Source organism: Bernardetia sp. ABR2-2B (assembly GCF_037126435.1).
Classification (GTDB): domain Bacteria; phylum Bacteroidota; class Bacteroidia; order Cytophagales; family Bernardetiaceae; genus Bernardetia.
In genome coordinates this window covers 3,563,265-3,589,683 of sequence record NZ_CP147020.1, presented here as the reverse complement: position 1 = coordinate 3,589,683, position 26,419 = coordinate 3,563,265, and the positions used below count along the sequence as shown (strand labels likewise).

Sequence of the window (26,419 nt, the reverse complement as noted above, 5' to 3'; positions counted from 1 at the left end):
TTTTTGCGTTTAAATTAGAACAATAGATTATAAAAGTAGCTTATTTCAGAATTTTCTTTTATTTATCTATCTTGTAGTTGTCCTTTCAAGAGCTAAGGGCTTGTTCTAACCTAGATACATCGATAATGAAAAAATATATTCTTTCTTCTGTCTTTTGCTTTTGCCTATGCTGTTTTTATTTGATGAACATTTCAGTAATTGCACAAACAGCTTCTATTCCTCACTCTTTAGATGATGCCATCTCACTTTTTAATGCAGGAAATCATAACGAAGCAAAAATACTATTACGCCAAAACTTAGAACACGATCCAGATGATTCGGATTCTCGTTCCGTATTAGGAAAAATGAATTACCATTTGGGAGAATGGAAAATGGCTATCGATATTTGGAGTGAAGGATTGAAAGGTAAGCCCTCTGATTATGTTCTTCATATGAATATTGGTAATGTTTTTTTCGAAAAAGCAGAGCAAAATGCTCCTTCTATTTATCTCAAAACGTATTCAGAAAAAGATATAGAAGAAAATTTATCACTCTATGAACAAGATTTTCTAGAAAATACCTCTACTCCCTTCTTAAAATATTGGCAAAAAGGAATTATAGCCTACCGAGCTGCTTACAAAATTTATCCATATGAGGAGTTTGTTTTAGAACGTTTGGCTAATTTTTATGAGATGAATAGAGAGTTTGATAGCTCATTTGTCTATCACAAACAACTTGCAGAACTCTACCCAGAAAACAGTCATTACCTTACCAACGCAGCCATTTATCAAGCTAAAATAAAGACAGATAATAAAAAAGAACAGGATTCTTTAGAAAGTTTGGTTATCAAGAGACTGCATCATTCATTAGAAGTTGATGCTCAAAATCCTGATACTTACAAAGAATTGGGACGTATTTTGGCAAAAAAAGAAGATATTGAAAGAAATGACAAGGAAAAGAAAAATGAGGAAACTGAAACCTCTCCTTCTTTAGAAATGATACAAAAAGCTGAATTTTATGCCTCTGTTCCCAAATATGCACGTTTTGAATTTTCAAAGGAAAACGCTCTTCTTTTAGGTAGAATTCATATAAAGAATTACATTCAGAAAAAAAATAGGTCAAAGCTTATTGATTCTCTGAGAAACTCTATTTCTAACGATTCGAAAAGATACATTAACTCGCAAAACTTATTGGTCGCTACTTTAGCTGCCGATGCTTCTGATTCTGAATTGCTTCACACGTTCAGTAATTATTATTCCTTAGTTGATAGAGAACGCAAAAATATAATCAATACACTTGCGAACAGACAACATGGACAATGGCTTTTAATACAGCTTCTTAAAGAGACAAAAGAAATAAAACTGACAAGGGAAATAACAACGACTTTAGTTAGAAAAAAATCGCCTAATATGCACGATGTTTTGATTAGCTTATTGGAATATGATTATTTACCTGAATCGATGAATATTGCTCAAAATTTATCAAAACTAAATGATGAAAGAAGCAGAACAGCACTTATAAAAGAGTTGTATTTGCCTCTTCCCAAAACGGCTTCTAAATGGAAAAACAAAACCTATTATGCACTACAAACTCGTCAGATGAGAGCTATTTTGGCTCTTTCTGCCTTAGATAAAGATGAAGAAATAAAACAAGAGTTACTCAAAGGGTTGGAGCGTCAAGAGGTGCGTTTGTTTTGTGCTGTGGCTCTATACTCTCAAACTAAGGACAAAGATTATCTAAAACTTGCCAAAAAATACAAGCCCAAAAAAGTCTCTTTCCCAGAGCTAGGGCAGTTTTTGAAACAGTTTAATAATTCAAAAGCGAATTCTTTGGGGGATAAGTTGATTAAGGGGTAGATAAATCATCATTAAACGTAAAAAAAGAAATGGGAGAAAAAGAAAAAAGCTCACTTAGAAAAAGAGCAGATGCTATAAAAGAATTTCGGTGTAAAAACCTAATTGCTGTTCTAGAAGAGCCGAACGATTATAAAAATATAGGAAGGACAATTAGAAATATAAATGCTCTTGGAGTTGAAAAGCTATACATTATTGATAGTAGAAATAAACTACCTGACGATTGGCAAGAAATAAGAAGTAGAAAAAGTTTAGCAAAAGCATCTGTTTCAGCAATCAAATGGACGTTTGTTAAAAGGTTTAATAGTACAGAAGAATGTTTCGAACATTTAGAAAAGAAAAGGTTTGTATCTATAGTAACTTCTCCACATATAAAAGGCGAAGAAAATGTAGTGTTACATGAAGGAGACTACACACAAATTAGATTAGCTGTTTGGTTTGGAAATGAATCAAGGGGCATAAGTGAACTGGCAATTGAAAAAAGTGAGTTTTGTGTGAATATTCCGATGTATGGAATAGTTGAAAGTTTAAATTTGGCAACTTCAACAGGAATTGTCCTTTATGAGATAACGAAGCAAAGGAGAGAGTTTCAAAAAAAATATAAAAGAGGACAGAAGAAATACCAGCATAAAGCAAAACACAAAAAAAAAGAAGACTAGAAAATGAACAAGTTTGATTGGATAAAACAATTCTATGAAATACGAAGCAAAAGTTGGAATAGCATTTCAGATATAATCCCTAATGAATTTAATGATTACTTTCTGATTCATTGGAAGGTTGGAATAGTTGATGATTTTCCTTTTGACAATTACCCTTTAAAAAACGAAACGATAGAAGAAACCAATAAAAGGATAAAAATTGAAAAAGAGTTTGGTTTATTTCTTAATCCAAATGAAAACAAACTATTTCGCCCAACAACTTTAAAAGAAATTGCTGAGAGATTCAATGTAGATTATGACTATAATGTCTTGAATAAAATTAAGCGAACACCAGCAATTAAAACTCTTGGAAACCTAACTATTTCGAATTTAAAATCAGGAATTGAAAAGATTTTAAAAAATGAACCTCTAAATTTATTTGTAGAAGATATTTATAGACATTCAATTGATAAAATAAATCCAAAACAGGAGATAGAGAATCTTACTATTGAAGATTATTTTGAGTGGCAGCAAGAATTAGGCTTTGACTATTGTACATACTTATTTCCTAAAAGTATGAAATGGTGTATCACAACTTCAGAGAATCTTGATATGTTTCTATGCTGTAAAAATGAATTTACTTCGAAAATAAGAAGTGCTTTTGAGTTAGAATTATTTCCAGTTAAATATGAAGATAAAATTTTACAATAATATTAAATTCATCAATCCACCTCCAAAAACTTAACAGCTTTTTTATAGTCTTGAAAAACCTTTGTATTTATTTCTATACTTGTTTTGACTTCAATAATAGAAGTTTGGCTTCGTTTTTCTACATCTAACTCTAATTTTCCTAAGGCTTCTTGAAATTCAATTTTACTTTTATTTTCGCAAAATGTATATTCTAGTTCAAATTCTTTACTTAGTTTTCCTGCATTCAAAGGCTGTTTGATTACAAAAAACTCATCGGATTCGGGCTGTTTGGCACAATCAGGAAGCATCTTAAAAATTCCTCCTCCTTGATTATTGAGTAGAATTACAATCAAGTTTTTTGGTAGATAATTATTCCAAAACGCATTTCTATCATAGAAAAAAGCAACATCACCAGTCAGTAAAACATTCAAAATTTCCTCGTCTGCAAGAGCGTGTCCGATAGCTGTACTTGTAGAACCATCAATCCCACTTGTACCACGATTGGAAAAAAACTCTATCTTTTTTCCTGTATTAAAATAATTTGCATAACGTACGCTCATGCTATTTGCCAAATGAATATTAGAGTGTTCTGGTACTATATCCATTAGCATTTTTACAGCTTCAAACTCTGAAAAAGGTTGCTCTTCGAAGAAATTAGCATTTAGTTTTGTAATTTCTGCATCTGTTCCTCGCCAATTATCTACAAAAAAAGATTGACGGTACGACTCTGCAAAAGTCGTTTGCTTCTCCAAAACCTTTCTAAAAAAATAAGAAGGATTAAGAGGAATTACTTTTGTAAGCGACTGAAAAGTATCAGCAGCAATTCCAGCAGGTTGAATATGCCAATGCTCAATCGCAGGATATTCACGCAAGAATTTTTTGAGGTTTTTTGAAATGACTGACTTTCCGAATGTAATCAATAACTCTGGTCTGAGTTCTTCTAGGCTTTCTCTGTTCATCAAAAATACATCTTGATGTTGAATGCTATTTTTGACAGTATGAAGATTTGAAATTACGTCAGCCACAACAGTAACTTCCAAACCGTTCAATGCAGTAATCAAACGTTCATTATAACGCATTTGTCCTCCTACAATCAATTTTTTTTCTGTTCTGTTCCAAACATCTAGTAAGTCTTCCCAATGCTGTGTTCTGATTTTGGGACGGCTATGAATTTGTTCTATAATTTTTACATCAATATCGTATTTTATCTGATTTTCATAAAAATTATTTATATCTTCTTCCTTTTGTTCCTCTTGACTTTCGACAGGTGGATAAAATGGCTCACGAAAAGGCGCATTGATATGAACAGGTGCAAAAGGATAAGTCTTGGATAAATTTATAGCTTCTGAAATAGTACGTTCGACATGCCAAACAGCGTCTTGATGCGATAAATCAACAGGCAAGGTATAACTTTCCTTTACATGTTTGCCATAAATATTGGTCTGTCTGATAGTTTGTCCATCGAACTGGTCTATCCATTCTGGAGGACGGTCAGCCGTAAAGACAAGCAAAGGAATCTGCCCAAAATAGGCTTCTGCAATTGCTGGGGCATAATTATAGGCAGCCGAACCCGAAGTACAAATCAAAACAACAGGTTTGTTTGTCTGTTGTGCAATTCCTAAGGCAATAAAAGCAGCCGAACGCTCATCTGCTACTACTTTGCAATTCAAATTTTTATGCCTTACAAAAGACAAGGTAAGAGGAGCAGACCGAGAACCGGGAGAAATTATTACGTTTTCGATGCCGTGTTTATGGCAAATGTGAGCAATATTCCAAATGGGTTGAAGGGCGTAAGACATAATTGAATTGGCAATTAAAAATTAAAAATTACGAATTAACTCAAATATAGCATTTCTGAAAGCAATCCGTTTTGCTCAACAAAAATAATCAATTAGAAACTCTATATCTATATCCATTCAGAACTTAATTTTGTTTATTCTCTTGTTTGTCTTCTATTTTTAGACTTTGGCATATTAATAGCTATTTAATTAACCGTGATTGCCACGAGATTGGTAATTTTTTCATGGCTATAAAAAAGAGGTTTCGGCATGTTCTGAAGCCTTTTTTTGTGGTCATTATTTAGGAAAGTATTCAATATTTGATTCTACGAAATTATATAAGGCAGAAATTAGTAAAGGCTTTTCAAGTTCAAATTTTGCTTCTATTTGTGAAATTTCATTTATATTACTACTGTTTTCTTTTGCATTATTCAATATCGATACAAGAACAGGAAGAGAAAGATAAGTTTCAATTTGATATATTACGTACTCCAAATGAAAATAAACAGCACTATCAAAACTTTCCCACTCTACGTAATCTAACCACTCATTTACTACCATAAAGCAAATAACCTTTTCAGAAATACTTCCTAATCTATTTAGCTTATCTAATTCAGAGAAACTTAACCAAAAATTTCTTTCTAGTTTTTCTACATCTTCAATAGCTAAAGCTATCCTTGACAAAGCTTTGAGTTTATTATTTTTATTTTTGCGTAGTATTCTTTCTGTTAGTGTAAATCGCTTATTATTAATACTTTCCAACGTCTCAGGCATTGAAAAATTATTTTCAATTAGATTTTGTAAAGCCATATCATGATTTATATCTACTTTTTGAAGTATAACTTCAATAGATTTTTGCTGAAATAATTTTCTAGCTTTTTGTATATCTCCCTCCACTTCTTTTAAAATCAAAAGACCTTGACGGATTCCAATAGGGAATTCCTTCCTCAATATATCTAGTTGTAATTTGTATTTTTCTATACTCATATTTTTTTAAAAAAAGAGAGAAGTAAATGTCATTCAATTATTTTCTCTCAGTTTCCACTATTCAATAGTTTGTACATTTTCAAGTTTAAATTCTCTAAGACCTGTTTCGGTTTTGTATAGACAGTCTGCTCTTTGAAATTGACCTATTATTAAGACATAAAAAAGACCTATATCTTTTATGAGATGTAGGTCTTTGTACTTAAAACAGATTCAGAATTAATTTTCCTAATTGAATTATAAAAATACTTTTTAATCGCCTATTAAAAGGTAAAGGATTGTACCCAATAATGGTAAGAAGAAAATAGCTATTGACCAAAGAACTTTTGTTCCCATCGAACTAGGAGAAGTCCATACTCTGTATAAGCCATAAATAACCAAGACAGCATAAAGAATACCCAAAATACTACCTAAGCCACCACCTATTACGCCAAATGCGTTATCTAAAAGAATCGTAAACATAAATTTGAAGTTTAAAAAATGAAAGGAAATAATAAAAATTTGAAGCCATAATCTTGACCTCTTATTACTATATACGTTATCGAAGCAATAATTGTTTTTGCTCTTGTGTTGATAGTTGATAAATTTTGTTTTCTTCCAACCATTGAATGATTCCAAAAGGCGATGTTTTCCAAACTTGCATAGACTCTGAAAAATGCAATATGATATAATTTTTATCAGGACTTAGCGTAGCTTTTTGAAGATTATCTATTTTTTTATGATACACTCTATTTGCGTCTAAAGTAGCAATATAAAAATTACCATAAGAAGAAGTCAGAATCATTTCTTTTCCATACATTGGATTCCCTCCTTTTAGAGCTTTCATTCTACGCCCTTTTAAATCCCAAAAATCTGTCCACGAACCCGAAGCAGAAACTAAATAAGGTTGTGCTTGAGAAGGAGAAAAGAAAAAAGAAGAAATATTCGAACGCTCCAAACGAGTATCTAATTCATAGCCTCGCTTAGTGTCTAAATGAAAAATCATATAAGGTTTTAGCCCTCCTGTTATTTTTTGAGCAAAGGCTAAATATTTATCATCAAAAGAACTTATTACTTCTGTATTTGGCTTCACTTTTTGTGTGTAAAAAACCTTACCTTTTAAGTCTATTAATTGAAGTTCATTCTTTTGTGTAATTGCCCAAACAAAACTGCCTCTTTCAGAAAAACCAACACTTACATACTCTGCTTTTTTGGTAAAGGCATTTGTAACTTTGAATGGTTTGTTTTTTTCAGCTATATTGGTTTTATCAAATTTATCTAACGAAATAACAGCATTTTTGATTGTCAGAACATAGTTTTGATACGGATGTAAAAATACTTTATCGGCTGCAAACTCTGCTTTTGCATTCTCGTTTAGGTCAGTAAGTCTATAAATATTTCCAGAGTAATAAATTAGCCGTATATCTCTATTTTGTATTTTATTTGAGTTTGTCATTGCATTTTGAGCAATCCATTTTTCGCCTTGTAGTTTGTCCGTAAAACGCATTTGAGGGCTGGAAGCTCTCCAAAAAGTAATCATTGAAGGAGTTTGAATGACCAAATAACTTCCATCTTGTGTAAAATAAGGTTCTTTAATAGGTAGATTTTCTAGTTTTGTAGTAGCCTGACTTCCATCAGCAAAACGCATAGTAACCAAACCATCTTTTGATATAATTACCCATTTTTTATTCTCCTTTGTCAAAGGATTTCCTTCATACATTGCAAAATAAGCTACATTTCTTTGCCAAAGCGTTACAGAATCACTTTCAAAATAATATCTTTTCAATGTATTTTTCTCATCAATTACCCAAAAAGAAACAGAATCTTGAGACAATATTTGCTTTGGATTTTGAAGTTCTTTTTTCATTTTATTTGTGGAAATATCCCAGACTATCCATTTTAGAGAATCAGTCGTATCTATATTTTCTTTGTTTTTCTTCTGCTTACGTTGTTTCTCTTTATTCTCATCTTTAGAGTTGTTATGTTGTTTCAGAACCAAATAATTATGAGAAAGCCATTTTGCCTTCGTGCCTTCAAAAGTAGAAAGTAAGTCAGCACCTTCCCAAACTGCAATTACACTATCTTTTGCCTCTGTAAAAAGGGTATTTTGATTTTGAGAAAATCGCATCTTCAAAATTTTGCTACGATTGCCACTAATCGTATCTAATACTTCTCCTGCCGTTGTCCAAATAAGTGCTGTTGTATCAGCAGCCGAAATGATTTTTGTATCATCTTTTGAAAAAGAAAGTCCTGAAATAGTATCATTATGCACCTGCATTTCTAATAAACTCTTTCCATAAACATCTAAAATTTCTACTTTTCCATCTGAAAAACCAACAGCCAAACGATAGGGAACGTTATTTGAAAAAATGATTTTTTCAATACCTACTTCCTTCTCAATTCGTTTGATAACATCTCCTTGTAACGAACTAATAAATATTGCACTTTGTCCTTTAGAAGTACCTGTCTTATCATCATTTTCAAAATAAGCCAACCATTGAGCATCAGAGGAAACAGCATAGTTTATTTTTTCTTTATCATCTCCATCTTTATTAAAATTTTTGATTGGAATTTGAGCCGAATAATACAAACTTAGACTATAAAAGTGAGAGTATAAAGAACCTTGTGCTGAGCGTGTTGGATATTCTCTAATAGCTTTTTCTATTAATCGAATTGCCTTTGTAGAATTTTCTTTTTGCATATTATCACCCAAATACGTCAAAAAATTAGCTTGTTGTTGGCGAGTTTGTACTTTGTGTGATTTGGCTTGTCTTTCATATTCTAAGTATTGCGCCCAAAAACCTAATCCAGCCAATACTAAAAAAAACGTCAAGAAAAATATTGCTCTATATAAATATCTTTGTTGTCTTTTTTTCTGATTTATTTTTTTGAGACTACGAATATAAAGTTGATTTTCAATATCTGAAAGAGGAGCAAGTTCAAATCTATATTCTTCAAAAAACTTTACTTCTTCTTTAGAAAGTAAAAGTTCTGGTTTAGAATGAACTGAAAAACGAGCCTTCTGACCTACTATTTTCTTAAAACGCTCTACTTTTTCCTGCTCTGGAGTTTTTGGAGTTTCTTCTTCTTTTTGTGTTTTTGATAATGTAAAATCAAGTACGTGTTCTGCGTTTGGCTTAACAAAAAGTGTTGAAGGCGTATTTGGAAGCTTTCTTGAAGCATAATTATAGGCTTCTTTGATAGAGTTATTTTGAGCAAGTTGTTCATAAAAATGACTACTAAAAATACTATTATCTTCTTTATCTTGATTTTTAGAAACAGCAATCGTAATCGGTAAAAGGTGTGCAATTGTTGCAGAAGGAGGGACTTGTATATCTTCCAAAATCAAACAAACTAAATTTGGCATCGTAGAAAGACGGCGAATAAGCTGTTCGATGAAGGTAGAGTCGTTCGAATCTCCTATCCAATGAAAAATAAAAAGCCTATCACTAAATTCTTTTTCATCTAAACGTTGAAATACTTCTGAAAAAATATTCTCTGAAGTCATTACCAGTTCGCATGTTCCTGTGCGTTGAGGCGTAGAAAGGGCAACATCGGCAGCCAAAAAAGCAGATGTTTCGGTAGCAGAAGTCAAAAAAATTATTGGTGAATAGGATTGTTTCATATAAATTTGCACAACTTGCAAATGCTTTCAAAGAAGCAATCGCAGAATGATAAGAACAGAATTTTGTTTTTTTATTATCTTTCTATAAATAGGCGTATGTGTTGCTTGGGAAACTAATGATTATCAATAATTAAAAAACTATTTTAGTATAACCAAACAAAAAAATCATAAAAAGATAATCTAAACTAACTGTTTTTTGACTAAAAACAAACACAAACACGCAATTCAGAATTAATTCTCAACTATTTTCAGATTAAAATTGAATAAAGCCAAAAACTCTGAAGTTTTGCTTTCTATTTTGTCTAAAAATTATTTGCTATTTCAAAACTTTTATCTCCCTTACTTTACCCTTTTTATTAGCCGTGTCAAATTCTAATTCAGAAGATAAGAACAAAAAAAACAACCCCAATAATTCCAATAAAAATAGTGAATGGTTTGAAACGTGGTTTGATTCACATTATTATCATATCCTCTATAAAGACAGAGATGATACAGAAGCTCGTTTGTTTATGGATAACATAAGTCTATATCTTAATTTTCTTTCTAATGATAAAATACTTGACTTAGCCTGTGGAAAAGGTCGTCATTCTATTTATCTCAATCAGAAAGGGCTTTGTGTTGAAGGAATAGACTTATCAGAAGAGAGCATTCAGTATGCCAAGCAATTTGAGAATGAGCGTTTGAGTTTTAGTCAGCATGACATGAGGAAAATCTATAAAAGTGATTATTTCGATTTTATCTTGAACCTATTTACAAGTTTTGGTTATTTTGAAACGGATAACGAAAACCAACAAGCTATTTCAGCAATGGCAGAAGCTCTCCAAACAGAAGGCAGAATTGTATTAGATTTTTTCAATACTACTAAAGTCATAGAATCACTAGTGTGCTATGAAGAAAAAAATATCGATGGAATCACGTTTAAAATCTCAAAATCTATACAAAATGACTTCATTGTAAAGGATATTAATTTTGAAGATAAAGGGAAACAATTTCATTTTCAAGAACGAGTAAAGGCAATTCCAACCACAGACTTTTTGCGTTATTTTAGAAATGCTGGACTAACCGTAGCACGTATTTTTGGAGATTATGATTTGTCTGAATTTGAAGAAGAAATTTCTGACAGAATGATTTTTGTAGTAGAGAAATAAATTAGTGATTAGTGATTAGTGATTAGTGATTAGTGATTAGTGATTAGTGATTAGTGATTAGTGATTAGTGATTAGTGATTAGTGAGAAATTGTATTTCTATACTCATTGTTTTGATTTTCTTGCCTTTAAAAAAATAAATTCGTAATTCGTAATTCGTAATTTAGTTAGATATGGATACATCGTTAGAAAAAATATATGGTAAAAAAGTCCGAACACGGGTTTGTGGAATTTGTGTTGATAAAAAAGGGCGTTTGCTTGTCGTAAACATGAAAGGAATTTCATCAGATTTAGAGCAAAACAAACCTTTTTTTTCGCCTATTGGTGGTGGAATAGAACTAGGAGAAACAGCAACTGATGCACTAAAAAGAGAATTTTTGGAAGAAACAGGACTGGAAATAGAAGTTGATTACTTTATGTGTGTTTATGAGTATGTCAATTTGCCTATTCATGCCGTAGAGTTATTTTTTGCTGTTCGTGCTGTTGGTGGAAAACTAAAAACAGGCTTTGACCCAGAACATGGAGTTGATAATCAGATTATTACCTCAGTAGATTATTTAGAATACTCTAAAATTCAAGCTTTACCATTTGAACAAAGACACAGAATTTTTAAATATGCTTCTTCAATAGAAAACCTGAAAAAGTTAAGAGGTTATATCAGAGCGAATTGATTGTTGATTGATTGTAGTAAAAATATGATTATGTGCTTTTTGTACAGAAATCGTATTTGTATTTTGATTAAAAATGAATATTTTTGATAGTTATGTCAAATATTACTACATGAAACACATTGTCTTATACCTCTTTCTTCTATTATTTTTATTTTTGGTGCAAACTTCTTTTGCGCAATCTATCGGTTTGCGTCATTATGACGTAGATGAAGGCTTACCTCAAGGTGATATTTATGGGGCAGCACAAGATGAGAATGGTTTTTTATGGATAGCAACAGGAAATGGATTGGCTCGTTTTGATGGGCATGACATGCAACCTTTTACACAGAGTGATGGACTCTCTGACAACTTCATTACTGCCTTAGCAACAGATTCTTTGCGTAATGGAACTTGGCTCGGACATCCACAAGGATTACTCTCTTACCACGATAGACAGACAGATTCTATCTGGACAATTACTTCCCTTAACCAAAATTTACTTAGCCGAATTCAGCAGATTTATGTAGAAGAAGAACATATTTGGGCATTAACAGAGCGTGAAGGTATTTTTGAGATTAGTTTTGATAAAAGTCAGAAGAAGGAAGTAAAAGAAACATTCGATTATCAGACCTCTTATTTTCCTCTTGTCAGTACGCATACAGAAAGATGTAATGTTTTTGAAAAATTACCTAGTAATGAGTTCTTAGTAGGAACAGATAGTGGACTTTTTGTAGCCTCCATAAAAGATGAAAAGTTTGTTTTTACTGATAAGATAAAAGAACTGAAAGGAATAGAAGTACATTCTATTACACGAAAAAAGCAGGGGCAAATAGGTTTTTGGATAGGAACAAAAGACAATGGAATATATAATTTTTTTTCTAATAATAATGTAAAAAAAGCTTTTCCGAGCAGAACAGAACTAGCCAAAGAATATATCACTTCTATTTTGGAAGATAAAAGAGGGAAACTTTGGATAGGAACAAAAAACAATGGATTATTTAGAGTAGAATCTACAAAGAAGGAAGAAAAAATAGTAAGTATAGAACATTACACCACTAAAAACGGACTTCCAAGCTCATCTATTTCTTGTATTTTGCAAGATTATGAAGGAAGTATTTGGATAGGAACAGAAAATAATGGACTTGTTCAGATGCTCAATGAGATGTTCGAAATTTATACCTACTCGCATGGCTTACCTAGTGAAAATATTTTGTCTATCTTACGAATTGATGAGAATAATCTACTTTTAGGAACAGACCAAAATATAACCTCTCTCGTTCAGCAAGGAGATTCAACAACCTTCAAAACATATCTACCTGCTTTTCCTCAAGCTATTGTCCGAACTTTATTTCAAGACTCTTTGGGTAAAATATGGATAGGAACAGAGAACAAAGGACTTTTTACATTTGACCCAGTTACTAATTCTTTGAAATCAATTAGAGATGTTCCTGACAAAACTATCAACAAAATAACAGCTGATGATGAGGGAAATATTTGGATAGCAACAAACTTATGGGGACTTTTCAAATACCTCAAATCTGAAAATAGGTTTATTCAAATTTTGCCTACCAAAACAATACAACTAAATCGAATTCAGAATATTTATAAAGACAGACAAAACCGTATTTGGATTGCTTCTTCTGACTACACACTATCTTATTGGAAAGATAACAAACTGACTGTTTTAGATGCTGTTCCGGAGTTTAATCAAGTAAAGGCAACTTGTTTTACAGAAGATGCCGAAAATACGCTTTGGATAGGTTCGGAAGGCTCTGGTGTTTTTGCATACTCCGACAATGGAATCAAAAAATATACAACGGCTAACGGTTTGGCTTCAAACTATTCTTACTTTATTGCTGCTGATAGAAATTATAATATTTGGATTGGTTCAAGAAAAGGAATTACTAGGCTTCGCCCTAAAGATGATTTAGCAAAGATTTATCATCAATCAGACGGGCTTATCGGAACAGAAGCCAATAGAAGTGCTATCGAAAGAGAGTATAATGGAGATTTATGGTTCGGAACTACAAGGGGTTTGATTCATTATATTGGACAAAATGACCATATCAATTTAGTTCGTCCAAAGGTTGTTTTAAGTGGTTTTCGTATTTTTGGTAAAGAAAAAAGTTTTGAAGAAAATTTAGTTTTGCCTTATGATGATTATAGCTTACGCTTTGATTTCAAGACAATTACATTTCGTTACCCAGAAAAAGTAAAATTCAAATATCGCTTAAAGGGGTTTGATAAAAACTGGTCAGAGATAACAACACAAAACTTTGCTTATTATTCTCACTTGGAAGATGGAAATTATGATTTTGAAGTATTGGCTACCAATGATGATGGAGTTTGGGCAAATATCCCTGCAAACTATTCTTTTACTATCGCTACTCCAATTTGGAAAAAAACTTGGTTTTTAGTGGCTTGTACCTTAGTTGGATTCATTCTTTTTGCAGGTTATGTGCGTATAAGAACCAATTCGTTAGAGAAAAAACGTAAGTTATTAGAGTTAGAAGTAACCAAACAAACTGAAAAGCTAAAGCACCAAAATAAAGAATTAGCTCTAACAAATTCACTTTTGAAAGAATCTGAAAACGAGCTTTCTCAATCAAATAGTATAAAAGACCGTATGTTTTCGATTATCTCTCACGACTTACGTGCGCCTTTAGCAACGCTACAAAATTTTCTAAAAATGTTTATCACTTACAGAAATGCCTTTACTGATGATGAAATAAATAGAATAACTAGAGACATTGATAAATCTTTGGGAAATGTAGGTGGACTCTTGGAAAACCTTCTACAATGGTCTAGAGCGCAAATGGGACATTTGGAAACTCAATTAGAACCTTTATTGATTACAGACCACATCCAAAAAAATATTGAATTATTACTTCCAACGGCTAAAAATAAAAAAATAAACCTTCAAGTATCTCAAATAAAGGAGGGAATATTAGTGGAGGCAGACCCTAATTTACTCAACTTTATTCTGCGTAATCTTATAAGTAATGCCCTAAAATTTACAGATATAGATGGAACTGTTACAGTAGGAGCTGTTTATTACGAAGATAACAATGATAACAAATCAGAAAAAGAGACTCATAAAATGGTTCATGTTTTTGTACGAGATACAGGAGTAGGAATGAATAAAGAGACAGCAAAGAAAATTTTTGTAAAAGACCAACACGTAACAACACGTGGAACAGCCAATGAAAAAGGAACAGGCTTAGGGCTAATGGTTTGTAAAGAATTTATTGAAAAACAAAACGGCGAAATTTGGGTAGAAAGTACAGAAAAACAAGGGACTACTTTTACTTTTTCGATGAGAGAAGGAAAAATTGAGGCTTAAATCATTTATTGATTTACACACTTTCTTAAAAAGTAACACATCTCATTGGGATTTTAGCGATTCTTAAATAAATAGAACAAAATTGTTTGCTTTCTCTTAGATAAGAGTTTCAGACTCTTACAGATTCCCTGCCCTATTTATAAAATGCCTAAAAAACATAAATCCATGTTAAAAAAAAAGAAAAAGTAATTTTATTCATTGTTTTTCAAAAAAAATCAGATACAGAATCATCACAAAATGACCATAACTACCTTTGTGCATACAAATAAAATTTTTAATTTCTTTCACATCACACCTCTCTAAATATCATGAAACAAACTTCATTTTTTAAAGCAAAACAAAAAGTAAATTTTAGCATTGCAAGTTATTATTTACCCGAAAATGAAAAATTTAAAAAGAATTTAGTATACAAATTTATTCTATTTATTTCTTGTTTTACTTTCTTTACTCAAAGTATTCAAGCTCAATATACAGAATTAACAGCAGGAGGTACTTCTCCTTTATCTAATAAAACAAATTCAATTCTTTCATCTGGAGCTACAAGCTATATGCTCCCTGTTGATTATGATGTAGACGGAGATATTGATTTTATTGTAGCAAATTCAACAGGGTCTGGTTGGCACTTGTTGAGAAATAATGGAGGAGTTTATAATGAAGAAACTACCACAACTATTAACCTAAGTCCAGCAGTAGATGGTAGTCCTCTTGGAGAGCCTTATGATTTTTGGGTAATAGATTATGATGGAGATGGAGATGATGACATTATTGACCCTCTTAAAGGAGGAGATGATGATGCAGCTATTTTTAGAAATGATGGTGCAGGAGTTTTTACAGAATTAACAGCAGGAGGTACTTCTCCTTTATCTAATAAAACAAATTCAATTCTTTCATCTGGAGCTACAAGCTATATGCTCCCTGTTGATTATGATGTAGACGGAGATATTGATTTTATTGTAGCAAATTCAACAGGGTCTGGTTGGCACTTGTTGAGAAATAATGGAGGAGTTTATAATGAAGAAACTACCACGACTATTAACCTAAGTCCAGCAGTAGATGGTAGTCCTCTTGGAGAGCCTTATGATTTTTGGGTAATAGATTATGATGGAGATGGAGATGATGACATTATTGACCCTCTTAAAGGAGGAGATGATGATGCAGCTATTTTTAGAAATGATGGTGCAGGAGTTTTTACAGAATTAACAGCAGGAGGTACTTCTCCTTTATCTAATAAAACAAATTCAATTCTTTCATCTGGAGCTACAAGCTATATGCTCCCTGTTGATTATGATGTAGACGGAGATATTGATTTTATTGTAGCAAATTCAACAGGGTCTGGTTGGCACTTGTTGAGAAATAATGGAGGAGTTTATAATGAAGAAACTACCACAACTATTAACCTAAGTCCAGCAGTAGATGGTAGTCCTCTTGGAGAGCCTTATGATTTTTGGGTAGTAGATTATGATGGAGACTGGGATGATGATATTATTGATCCTTTGAAGGGAGGAGATGATGATGCAGCTATCTTTCAAAACACCAACTCTCCCCCAGCTTTATCCTCAAGCACACCTACCGACGGAGCAACAGACTTTCCAGAAAATGCAGATTTAGTACTCAACTTTAATGAAACAATAACTTTAGGTACTGGAAATATAGAAATTAGGAGAGTAAGTGACAATAGTGTTGTTGAAGCTATTGATGTTACTTCTACTATACTTACTGGAGGAACACAACTTACCATTAATCCTACTAGTAATCTACCTATTGGGGTGGATTTATATGTTCATATAGATGCAGGTGCTGTAATAGATACTGAAAACGAAATTACAGTTTCTTTGAGAAATCAGCCAACAACATTGAATTTCCAAGCTATACTTGCTTCAAACCCTATTTCGGCTCCTATTATCTTTCATCTTGACCCAGTAAGTAAGGGAGCTTTTTCTACAGATTTGTTAGGAGGAGATGAAACTAGTATTGTAACTTATACAGCTTCAGCTTCTTCATTTGCAGCAGATATTGAGTTAGATGAAGCAAATGGACATATTTATGTACTAGATAGAAATGCTGATGAGTTACGCAGATATAATTTAGATGGTACAAATAATACACTTATATACACATATTCACTTACTCCTCAGGATATTGCTCTTGATTTAACTAATAACCTTATTTATCATACAGAAACACAAACAGGTCCGAGTGAAGTATTCACTACTGATTTAAATGGTGGTTCTAAAAATACAGTCATTGCATATACAGCAGTCTTAAATGCTTTAGCTTACTTAAAAATAGAGTTAGATGTTGCTAATAATCATATGTATTTACTTAACAGTCCTGGAGATGAGTTAGTAAGGTTTGATACAGATGGTACCAATCCACAGTCTATTACCTCTTACACAACTCAACAAGATGCATTTGAACTTGATTTGACAAATAATCTCATTTACCACGTGGATAGATCTAGTGGTGGAGAAGTCTTTACTACTAACTTACTTGGAGGAGCAAGAAATTCATTATTTACTTATACCCCAAGTGGAAGTTCATTATACAAAGAAATTGAACTAGATGTTGCAAATGATCATATGTATTTACTCAACACCAACGGTGATGTTCTGACACGATTTAATACAGACGGTACTAATCAGACTACTATTTTTAGTTATGCCTCTGGTGATAATGTTCAAGACATTTTCTTAGCTGGTCTTGGTACATCTTCTACTCCTTCTCCCCCCACAATAACCACAACAACCCAAACCAACGTAACAGCAACAACAGCAGACTTAGGAGGAAATGTAACAGATGATGGAGGTGAAAGTGTAACAGATAGAGGTATCGTTTGGAATACGAGTACTGCTCCAACTACATCAAATAATAAAGTACAAATAGGAACAGGAACAGGAATTTTTAATCAAACTGTAACAGGACTACCTTCTGCTACTACTGTTTTTGTGCGTTCGTATGCTATCAATAATGAAGGAACTTCTTATGGAAGTGAAATTAGTTTTACTACACTTTCAGCACCTTGTTCTCCCACTATAGGTACAACTGGATTTGAGGGTTTAGGATATACTAATGCTCCTCCAACAACACTTTCTAGTCAAGGAACAGGTGTAAGTGGCGCAGGAATCTCTGCTAGTGTGAGTAACCAAGCATGTTGGGATATATATGTAGAAACTTATTCCCCTCCAGCACTTACTTTACAAATAAGTGGTACAGGAAATCAAGGGGTTAGTAATAGTGCGAGTGTTAATTTTTCTATCTCAAATGGAGGTTTTTATAGTTTTACTAGCAATGATGCTAGTGAGTTTGATTTACAATCTATTGCAGTTTTAGCTATTGCTGGTTCTCCAACTAACGATGTTACATTTACTATTACAGGATATAGAAATGGAAGTCTTGTTACTGGAGCTAATTATACACAAGGAGGAACAGGAAACACTTACTTAACTATGAGTGGCATAAACTCCAATAATAGCTTTGATAATATTGATGAGTTTAGAGTTACAGCACAGAGTACAGTCGGAGGACAAGAAGCTACTGTATATAAGATAGATAATATTATCATTGCACCAGCTGTTACCTCATCTCCCCCCACAGTAACCACCACAGCCCAAGCCAATGTAACAGCAACAACAGCAGACTTAGGAGGAAATGTAACAGATGATGGAGGAGCAACCGTAACAGATAGAGGTATCGTTTGGAATACGAGTGCTGCTCCAACTACATCAAATAATAAAGTACAAATAGGAACAGGGACAGGAGTTTTTAATCAAACTGTAACAGGTTTGCCTTCTGCTACAACTGTGTTTGTTCGTTCGTATGCTATTAATGGTGAAGGAACTTCTTATGGAAATGAGATTAGTTTTACTACGCTTACAGCTTGTACTGGAGCTATTGCCCAAACCATAGACTTTGAAAGTGAATCATTTACTGATTTTGTAGATTATGGCTCTCAAACTTATGAGAGTGGAAAAATGCGTATTATAGTAAGTGGTAGCAATAATTGGTTTGAAGATACTGATGGTGGATCATCTGGAGGAAAGGGGATAACAGCATTTATTTTAAGTGAAGTAGGAACTGTTACAGTAGAAACTTGTGATGGAAGTGAATTTGATTTTGAGTCTTTTTACTATAATAATTTCACAAACAGTTCTGAAATAGCTTCAATAGAAGGTTTTCGAGACACAAACAGTACAGGAACACAAATAGGAGTTCCTATATCATCAATAGGTATTGTTACACTCAATAATAAATTTAATAATGTAGATAGAGTAGTGATTACTTCTGGAGCAGATGGTTTTGCTGATACATTTGATGAGTTCATTTTCAATGCTCCTGTTACTTGTACAGCTCCAACAGGACAAGTAACAAACCTAATGGCAGGAAACAACCCTACTTCTACTACTTTGGATGTAGCAAGTTATTCAGCTCCAGCAGGAGGTGGTGCAGACGGCTATGTAATAAAAATAAATAGCACAAATAGCTTTACTGCTCCTACTAATTCAGCAACACTACCAACAGCAGATTTGAGTTGGAATGATGCAGGAGAACAGGTTGTTTATGCAGGTACTTCTACAAATCCAAATATCGTAGTTACAGGTTTAAGCTCAAGTACAACCTATTTCTTTAGAGTCTATGCTTATAATGATTGTGCTGGTACAAATACATTTGAAACAACTGGTACAGGAGAGAGTGGAACAACTACAGAACCTCCCACTATCACAGCTACTATCACAAGCGTAAGCTGTGCAGGAGGAAATACAGGAGCAATTGATTTAGATGTTTCTGAATTTAGTGGTTCTCAAAGCTATGCTTGGTCAGATGGAGGAATCACAACTCAAAACCGTACTGGACTTGCAGTAGGAGAGTATGAAATTACGATTACAGATGGAGGAAATGATTATACAGCTACTTATGAAGTAGGCTATGATTTGACGTGGACAGACCTCACTGAGTTTACAGTTGTTGATAAGAAACTTACTAAATCTACGGCTACTACTGGCTGGACAACAAAAGCCTTCTCAGAAGGAAAGGTAGTTTCTGATGGAGGAATTGTATTTACAGCCGAAGAAAGTGATAATGCTTATATGGTGGGGCTTTCTTACACTAAAGGAGCTACTGGGTTTGCTTCTATTGATTATGCTATCTACCTGACAAGTGCAGCAACAGTAGTTGTCTATGAAAAAGGTGTTCTTCGTGGTGGCTTTGGAAGCTATCAAAACGGAGATATTTTTGAAATAAAAAGAGTAGGAGCGACCCTTCAATATACTAAAAATGGAACTGCTTTCCGTACAGTAGGTGGAGTGTTAGCAGGTGATTTAATCGCTGACGCTACTATGCTGACAGCAAACGGACGTATTCCTCAAGTACAGTTTACAAGCTGTCCTGTTGCTTTAGAAATTACCTCATTTACTTCTAATACCTGTCCTACTGATGGAGCTGGAGCTGCAACAGCTACTTTACTTGGCGAAGCTCTTCCTACCACTTATGCGTGGTCTAGTGGAGAAAATACAGCAAGTATATCAAGTAAAAACACAGGCATTTACTCAGTAACAGCAACAGGTGTATATGGAACTCGTACAAGACACGTAGCTATTGGATATGAAGTAGATTTTCAAAACCAAACAAATGTGAGTGTAGCAGGTAACGTTCTTACAAAAACCAATGCAACAGGCTGGACAAGTGGAGCAACATCTGCCTCTACTCAACAACTTTCTAGTGCTGCAAACGGTTGGGTAAGCAATACAATTACCAACAACACAAGCTTCTATATGGTAGGTTTAGCAAAACCAAATGCCATTGCTTCTTATACTTCTATTGATTATGCGTGGTATTTTGTAGGAAATGGTAAGGCAATTCCAAGCTACAACAAAAATCGTGGCACAGCAGTAGGTTACCAAACAGGAGATGTATTTACAGTCGCTAGAGAAGGAAACCAAATGAAGTTCTACAAAAATGGAAACGTAGTACAGCAATATGTAATAGATGCTTCTGAAACATTAGTCGCTGATGTAGCTATTAATTCAGGAAGTACAGGACAAGTACAAGTTTCTTTTTGTGGAGCAGCAGGTGGAGCACAAACCTATACAGCAACCGTTACAGGAATTGATTGTAGTACAGGAGCAACGACTGGAAGTATTGATATTGAAGCTACAGGAGCAACTTATTTATGGTCAACAGGAGAAACTTCGCAAGATATTTCTGCACTAGATGCAGGAACGTATCAATTAGAACTTACTAAAGATGGAATCACTTATAACTCATCGTACTTAATTGGTGCACCTCTTACGTGGACAAACTTGACAAATCTAGCTCTAAATGGAGATGGGCAATTAGACCACACAAGCATAACAGGATGGAATACAAATGCAAACTCCACTCAAAATGTAAAAGCAGATGGAGGAGTTGTATTCAAAGTAGATAATACAACTACGGCTTCTATGATTGGTCTATCCAAAACAGAAGAGGGAACAGGATTTAGTGCTATTGATTATGCTATTTATACAGCTGCCAATGGCAAGTTCTACGTATTTGAAAATGGAGCTAATAAAGGAGATTTTGGAACGTATCAAACAGGTGATGGATTCAAAATACAAAGAGGAGGAACACAAATCCAATACTTTAAAAACGGTACGGTATTTTATACAAGTACAAGCACAGCAACAACAGATGATTTAGTTGTAGATGCTTCTCTATACACAGCAAATGCGACCTTGCCAGAAGTTCTATTTACAGGGTGTGCTTTAGACTTAACTGTTTCAGCTCCTTTATTAGATTGTAGTTCTTCTACTGGTTCGGCGACGGCTACATTGACAGGAGGAACATTTACAACTTCTTATGACTGGAAAAATGCTGCTGGTACAACGGTAAGTACAACAAGCACTCTTAGCAATCAACCTGCTGGTTACTATACTGTTACAGCAAGTGGTAGTTTTGGAAGTTTTACAAAATCAGTAGTATTGAGCTATCCGATTGATTTTGTAGTAGAAGCAAATGCAACTTCAACAGGTGCAGTCGTAAGCAAAACAACAAGCACAACAACGTGGGATGCTGGAATACATACAGCCAATACATTGAATGCAAACCAAGATGGTTTTGTGGAAAATACAGCGTCTGAAAACGTTAATTATATGTTTGGATTAACTCTGCCGAATACTAATCCTTCTTATACTTCTATAAACTACAAATGGTATGTATTAGCAAGTGGAAAAGCAATTGCAAACTATGGTACAGCTAGTGGAGTAACGATTGACTACAAAAAAGAAGATAAACTACGTGTAGAGCGTGTTGGAAGTCTTGTGAAATATTTCCACAATAACGTAGAAATAACACAACAAAGCATAGACCCAAGTGAAGAACTGGTTGCTGATATAGCTATTTATACATCAAATGGAAATGCTGGTAGTTATAAAATTTCTTTCTGTCCTAATCCTGCTACTAGAATAGCAACGAAAGTACAAGCAAACCAAAATGATTTTGAAGAAGATACATTTAGTATTTATCCAAATCCAAGTAGAGGAACATTCAACGTTCGTTTTGCAACTGTATTATCAACAAACACACAAGTAACTATTCTTGATGCCATTGGTAGAACCATCAAAACAAAAACAGTTGAAAAAGGAAGTCAGAAATTTACCATTGACCTCAAAAATCAACCTAAAGGAATGTATTTGATACACTTCAACCAAAATGGGGCGACCTATTCTAAAACAGTGATTATAGAGTAGAAAGCAAAAAAGTAAAGCAGATAAAAAAAACCCTTCATTCTTTGAGTGAAGGGTTTTTTAGTTGTTAGAAAAAAATGAGTTATGATATTTCAAATAGAAAATCCAATTACCAAAATATCATCTACTTGACGAGTTTGGCGCATCCAATCTTTGAGGATATGATTTAAGATGTCTTTTTGTTCTGGAAATGGATATTTATGAATTTTATGGAGTAGTTTTCTAAAGCGTTTTGCCATAAACTTACTGTGCATTCCACTACTAAACTGGTCTTGATAACCATCTGAATAAATATAAAATGGTGTTGGTTCTTCTGTGAGTTCGATAGTATGTGTCGTAAATGCAATTTCAGCATTTCTTCCCCCAATAGATTTTGTATCTCCTTTTACACGAATCACTTCATTATCACGAATATAAACCAATGGGTTTTTTGCTCCAGCAAACTTGAGTATTCTTTCTTTTTTATCAATGACACAAATTGTAATGTCCATTCCATCACGATTCTGTGTAGCATCTTGTTTTAGTGCTGTTCGGATAGACTCATGAAGTTGTGTAAGAATTTCATTCGGCTCAATAATTCCCATCACACCAATTACTTGATTGAGATAAGTATCGCCAAGCATAGACATAAACGCCCCCGGAACACCATGACCAGTACAATCGACAGCAGCAATCACAATTTTTTCATCTTTTTCACAAAACCAATAAAAATCGCCACTCACTACATCACGAGGTTTGTAGAGAATAAATGAATCTTTAATCAAATTTTGTAATGAGGCAGCAGGTTGGAGAAGAGCATCTTGTATGCGTTTTGCATATTTGATACTACTCATGATTTTATCGTTTTTCTTTTCTATTTCGTCAAAGGCAGCTTCTAATTTCTTTGTTTTCTCTTGAATTTCATCTTTCTGAATCAAGATTTGTTTGTAAGAAGTAACTAGTTGTAGTGCAGAATTGACACGAGCCAAAAGTTCTACTTCATCAATCGGCTTACGGACATAATCTATTGCTCCAGCTTGAAGAGCCGTTTCCAAATGTTCCGACGAAGTAAATGCTGTCGTCATGATTATTGGAATGTGTTGTGTATCTGGTCTTGCTTTTAATTTCCTGACGGCTTCAATACCTGTCATTTGAGGCATTTCCCAGTCCATGATGATTAAATCAGGAGATTCTGAAATTCCTTGTTCGTAAGCTGAAAGTCCATCACTCGCATAAATAATTTCAAATACTTGACCAGATTCTTCGAAAATACTCTCAATGACAGCCAAATTGCTATCATAATCATCAGCTACCAAGATTTTATAAGAATTCGGACGTATTGCCACAGTCAAAATTGAAAAAGGAGAAAAGGGAAATTATAAACTTAGAACAAAGAATTAGGATATTTTTAGAATGCCTATTATGCAAACCTTTAAAAGATAGGCTAATATACTAACAAAAGACGAAAAGCTATAACTTTATTGTATCTTTTCGACGGAAATAAGGCATTCAAAAGTGAGATAATCAAAAATGAAACCATGTTTGGGTTTTGATTGAATACTGAATTATTTTCCGTTCAAAATTTTCTTAGCTACCCAATCCATATTATGACCTAGATATAAACTATTACTTATGGAGTATCCTTCTTTATTTATAAATACTACTTGATAGTTCTGAGTATCTATACCGTACCTGCTCATTTGGAAATTATTACTTGACTTGATTTTATAAACTTGCTTACTATAACTATCAAACAGTTCTTTACTTTGTTCTTCATTGGCAAAAAGGTGTATTCCTTCTGTTTCTTGAGTAGCAATTATATTTCTCCAAGCTGTTTCACTATCATTTACAAAAATATAAAGAAAGGTTATTCTTTCATCTGTATATTTTTCATAAAGTAGTTTTGCGTACCATGAATTAACTTCAAGATTTTGAGCAGCAGAATCTATGAAGGTAATAAAAACATATTTTCCTCTAAAATCAGATAAAGAAACCTTTTTGCCATTTTGGTCTTTTAGTGTAAAGTTTGGCTCAGGTAAGTGTTCTGCCAAGCGTTTGAACAGAGCAGCTTTTTCTTCTATGATTTTGACTTTCTCACTATTAGGAAATGCTTTTTTTACCTCTTCTATCATTTCATTAACTAATTTTTCCTCTTCACTCCACCAATCAGTTATATATAATATTCCATCAAATATTTTCAAAATTAAATAATTTCTTATTTTCTCATTTTTTATCTCTTTTACTCGTTTATAGGCACAAGTATAGTATTTATCAGTTCGTATTTCTCGCTTTGTTTCTACACAGTTTTCTTCTAGGATTTGTTCGTATAATAAGTTTATATAATTTTTAGAATAGGGATAATTATCATCTATTTGATTTTTAATATTAGGTTTGTATTTATCGTAATATGAAGGAATCTCGTCCATTTTATTTTCTATATCATATAGAATAGCATCATAATCAGAGTCTTGTTGAGCATCAATTTCATTTCGGAAATAAGTATCAAAAACTGAATCAACTTTAAAATATTTAATAGCTATTTCATAATCAGCAAGGATTTTTTTATTTAGACTATCTGTTTTGTAAAAACTTTCCTCTATATTTAACTCACTTCCATCTACTAACAACCAAACCTTCATACTGGAATAGTCATAATCCTCTATTTTATTATAAGTAATTTGATGTTCTCTAGATGCTTTACCTTTCATAAAATTTGGTTTGCCTTCTTCATCAATAACGATTTCAATAGTATCATCTGGCTGAATAAGCAAGTAAAAACCTTTATTTTTACCTAAATAAATCTCCTGTTCTATCGCTCTTTCACAAGGAAATTTTAGAAAGCAAGAGTTAGTTGTTGTGTCTATTTTATCAAAATAAGTCCATTTGTCGTGTAGAAAATTATAAATCTTGACACTATCTGTACTCCACTTTTCAGAATTAGGCAAAGTAATTTTGATAGAAGTAGAATCTTGTGCAAAAACTTTTGAAGCAGAAAAAGGAGTTAAAAACAGAATGCAAATAAATACAAATATATTTTTCATAGAATTTTGACAAGATTCAAATTAGTTTGATTGATACTTTACAAACGACAATTCGTGTAGTCTATTATCTGATTATCAAAACTATAAAACAATGCTTTATCCAAATTGGAAAGTTTTTTGTTAATTTTGAATAGAGAATATTTATCTTGTCTTCTACCAAAAAATAAAATTATAAAAACGCTATGAATAAAGTTTTAAAATCTCTTCCTTATCTATTTTTTATTGCCCTTTTTGGCTTGACTCTTTTTAGTTTTACTAATAAAAGTGCTACTAATTTTACAGTTATCATCGATGCTGGGCACGGAGGAAAAGACCCTGGTTGTTCGGGTAGCAAAACAAAAGAAAAAGATGTTGCCCTTGCTGTTGCCTTGAAGGTAGGAAATTATATTAAAGAAAATATGAAAGAAGTAAAGGTAGTTTATACAAGAAGTACAGATGTTTTTGTAGAACTAGACGAGCGCACAGCCATCGCCAACCGTAATAAAGCTGATTTATTTATTTCTATTCATTGTAATGCAGCCGACAACAAAAAAGTATTTGGTGCAGAAACTTATACTATCGGAATGCACAAAACAGACGGAAATCTTGATGTTGCTATGCGTGAAAATGCTGTGATTTTGAAAGAAGAAAATCATAAAGAAAAATATCAATTTGACCCATATAGCATTATTTCATATATCAAAATGTCAAATTTTCAGAGTGCAAACCAAACCAAAAGTATTGATTTTGCTACCAAAGTACAGCATCAATTCGAAAAGCGTGTTAATAGAGAAAATAGAGGCGTAAAACAAAGTGGTTTTTTGGTCTTGTGGAAAACAGCTATGCCAGCAGCACTTATAGAGATTGGGTTTCTGACCAACACAAAAGAAGAGGGTTATTTAAAAACGGACAACGGACAAACATATATTGCTTCAGGAATTTATCGTGCTTTTAAAGAATACAAAAATGAAGTTTCAGCGAAGTAAGGGAACAGATATTGGGAATGAGAAAATAGCAAGGCACAAAAAAACTGT

Annotated in this window: 14 protein-coding genes; 8 read left to right on the top strand and 6 right to left on the bottom strand. The window is 33.1% G+C overall.

The window, feature by feature from the left end; all coding sequences use genetic code 11:
- The first annotated feature begins 125 nt into the window (after positions 1 to 125).
- The 3 genes from WAF17_RS15100 to WAF17_RS15090 are packed head-to-tail and all read left to right on the top strand — an operon-like array spanning position 126 to position 3,181.
- Positions 126 to 1,835 carry a hypothetical protein gene (locus WAF17_RS15100; RefSeq protein ID WP_338761242.1) on the top strand — a complete coding sequence of 570 codons (1,710 nt, stop codon included), beginning with the start codon at positions 126 to 128 and terminating at the stop codon, positions 1,833 to 1,835.
- A gap of 29 nt (positions 1,836 to 1,864) precedes the next feature.
- Positions 1,865 to 2,491 carry an RNA methyltransferase gene (locus WAF17_RS15095; protein WP_338761240.1) on the top strand — a complete coding sequence of 209 codons (627 nt, stop codon included), beginning with the start codon at positions 1,865 to 1,867 and terminating at the stop codon, positions 2,489 to 2,491.
- 3 nt (positions 2,492 to 2,494) lie between these two features.
- On the top strand, positions 2,495 to 3,181 hold the full coding sequence (locus WAF17_RS15090) for a hypothetical protein (RefSeq protein ID WP_338761238.1): 687 nt from the start codon (positions 2,495 to 2,497) through the stop codon (positions 3,179 to 3,181).
- Positions 3,182 to 3,192: 11 nt separating this feature from the next.
- Here the strand turns inward: WAF17_RS15090 and menD are convergent, their stop codons facing one another.
- The 4 genes from menD to WAF17_RS15070 form a co-directional block, all read right to left on the bottom strand.
- The gene (gene menD / locus WAF17_RS15085; protein WP_338761234.1) at positions 3,193 to 4,959 is read right to left on the bottom strand and encodes a 2-succinyl-5-enolpyruvyl-6-hydroxy-3-cyclohexene-1-carboxylic-acid synthase; all 1,767 of its coding nucleotides are present in this window, start codon (positions 4,957 to 4,959) and stop codon (positions 3,193 to 3,195) included.
- Positions 4,960 to 5,235: 276 nt separating this feature from the next.
- Positions 5,236 to 5,925 carry a hypothetical protein gene (locus WAF17_RS15080; RefSeq protein ID WP_338761231.1) on the bottom strand — a complete coding sequence of 230 codons (690 nt, stop codon included), beginning with the start codon at positions 5,923 to 5,925 and terminating at the stop codon, positions 5,236 to 5,238.
- Positions 5,926 to 6,174: 249 nt separating this feature from the next.
- On the bottom strand, positions 6,175 to 6,384 hold the full coding sequence (locus WAF17_RS15075) for a PLD nuclease N-terminal domain-containing protein (protein ID WP_338761229.1): 210 nt from the start codon (positions 6,382 to 6,384) through the stop codon (positions 6,175 to 6,177).
- Between the two features lie 76 nt (positions 6,385 to 6,460).
- Positions 6,461 to 9,526 (bottom strand): WD40 repeat domain-containing protein, encoded by a 3,066-nt coding sequence (locus WAF17_RS15070; protein ID WP_338761227.1) that lies wholly within the window; start codon positions 9,524 to 9,526, stop codon positions 6,461 to 6,463.
- Positions 9,527 to 9,888: 362 nt separating this feature from the next.
- On the opposite strand from WAF17_RS15070, the gene WAF17_RS15065 reads away from it, so the two are divergent.
- The 4 genes from WAF17_RS15065 (at position 9,889) to WAF17_RS15050 (ending at position 22,389) form a co-directional block, all read left to right on the top strand.
- On the top strand, positions 9,889 to 10,674 hold the full coding sequence (locus WAF17_RS15065; protein ID WP_338761224.1) for a methyltransferase domain-containing protein: 786 nt from the start codon (positions 9,889 to 9,891) through the stop codon (positions 10,672 to 10,674).
- Positions 10,675 to 10,845: 171 nt separating this feature from the next.
- Complete coding sequence (locus WAF17_RS15060; RefSeq protein ID WP_338761221.1) at positions 10,846 to 11,343, top strand: NUDIX hydrolase; 498 nt, start codon at positions 10,846 to 10,848, stop codon at positions 11,341 to 11,343.
- Positions 11,344 to 11,500: 157 nt separating this feature from the next.
- Positions 11,501 to 14,665, top strand: coding sequence for a two-component regulator propeller domain-containing protein (locus WAF17_RS15055; protein WP_338761218.1), 3,165 nt, complete (start codon positions 11,501 to 11,503; stop codon positions 14,663 to 14,665).
- Between the two features lie 308 nt (positions 14,666 to 14,973).
- Entirely contained in the window at positions 14,974 to 22,389 is a 7,416-nt protein-coding gene (locus WAF17_RS15050) for a T9SS type A sorting domain-containing protein (protein ID WP_338761216.1), read from the top strand.
- An 89-nt stretch (positions 22,390 to 22,478) separates the two neighbouring features.
- Here WAF17_RS15050 and WAF17_RS15045 read toward each other — a convergent pair whose 3' ends face one another.
- Together WAF17_RS15045 and WAF17_RS15040 are read right to left on the bottom strand one after the other, a co-directional pair.
- Positions 22,479 to 23,711, bottom strand: a complete 1,233-nt coding sequence (locus WAF17_RS15045) for a response regulator (protein ID WP_338770204.1) — start codon at positions 23,709 to 23,711, stop codon at positions 22,479 to 22,481.
- Positions 23,712 to 23,930: 219 nt separating this feature from the next.
- Positions 23,931 to 25,406, bottom strand: a complete 1,476-nt coding sequence (locus tag WAF17_RS15040; RefSeq protein WP_338761213.1) for a redoxin domain-containing protein — start codon at positions 25,404 to 25,406, stop codon at positions 23,931 to 23,933.
- Between the two features lie 182 nt (positions 25,407 to 25,588).
- Here WAF17_RS15040 and WAF17_RS15035 point away from each other — a divergent pair, with 182 nt between their 5' ends.
- Positions 25,589 to 26,371 carry an N-acetylmuramoyl-L-alanine amidase gene (locus WAF17_RS15035; RefSeq protein WP_338761211.1) on the top strand — a complete coding sequence of 261 codons (783 nt, stop codon included), beginning with the start codon at positions 25,589 to 25,591 and terminating at the stop codon, positions 26,369 to 26,371.
- The last annotated feature ends 48 nt before the right edge of the window (positions 26,372 to 26,419 follow it).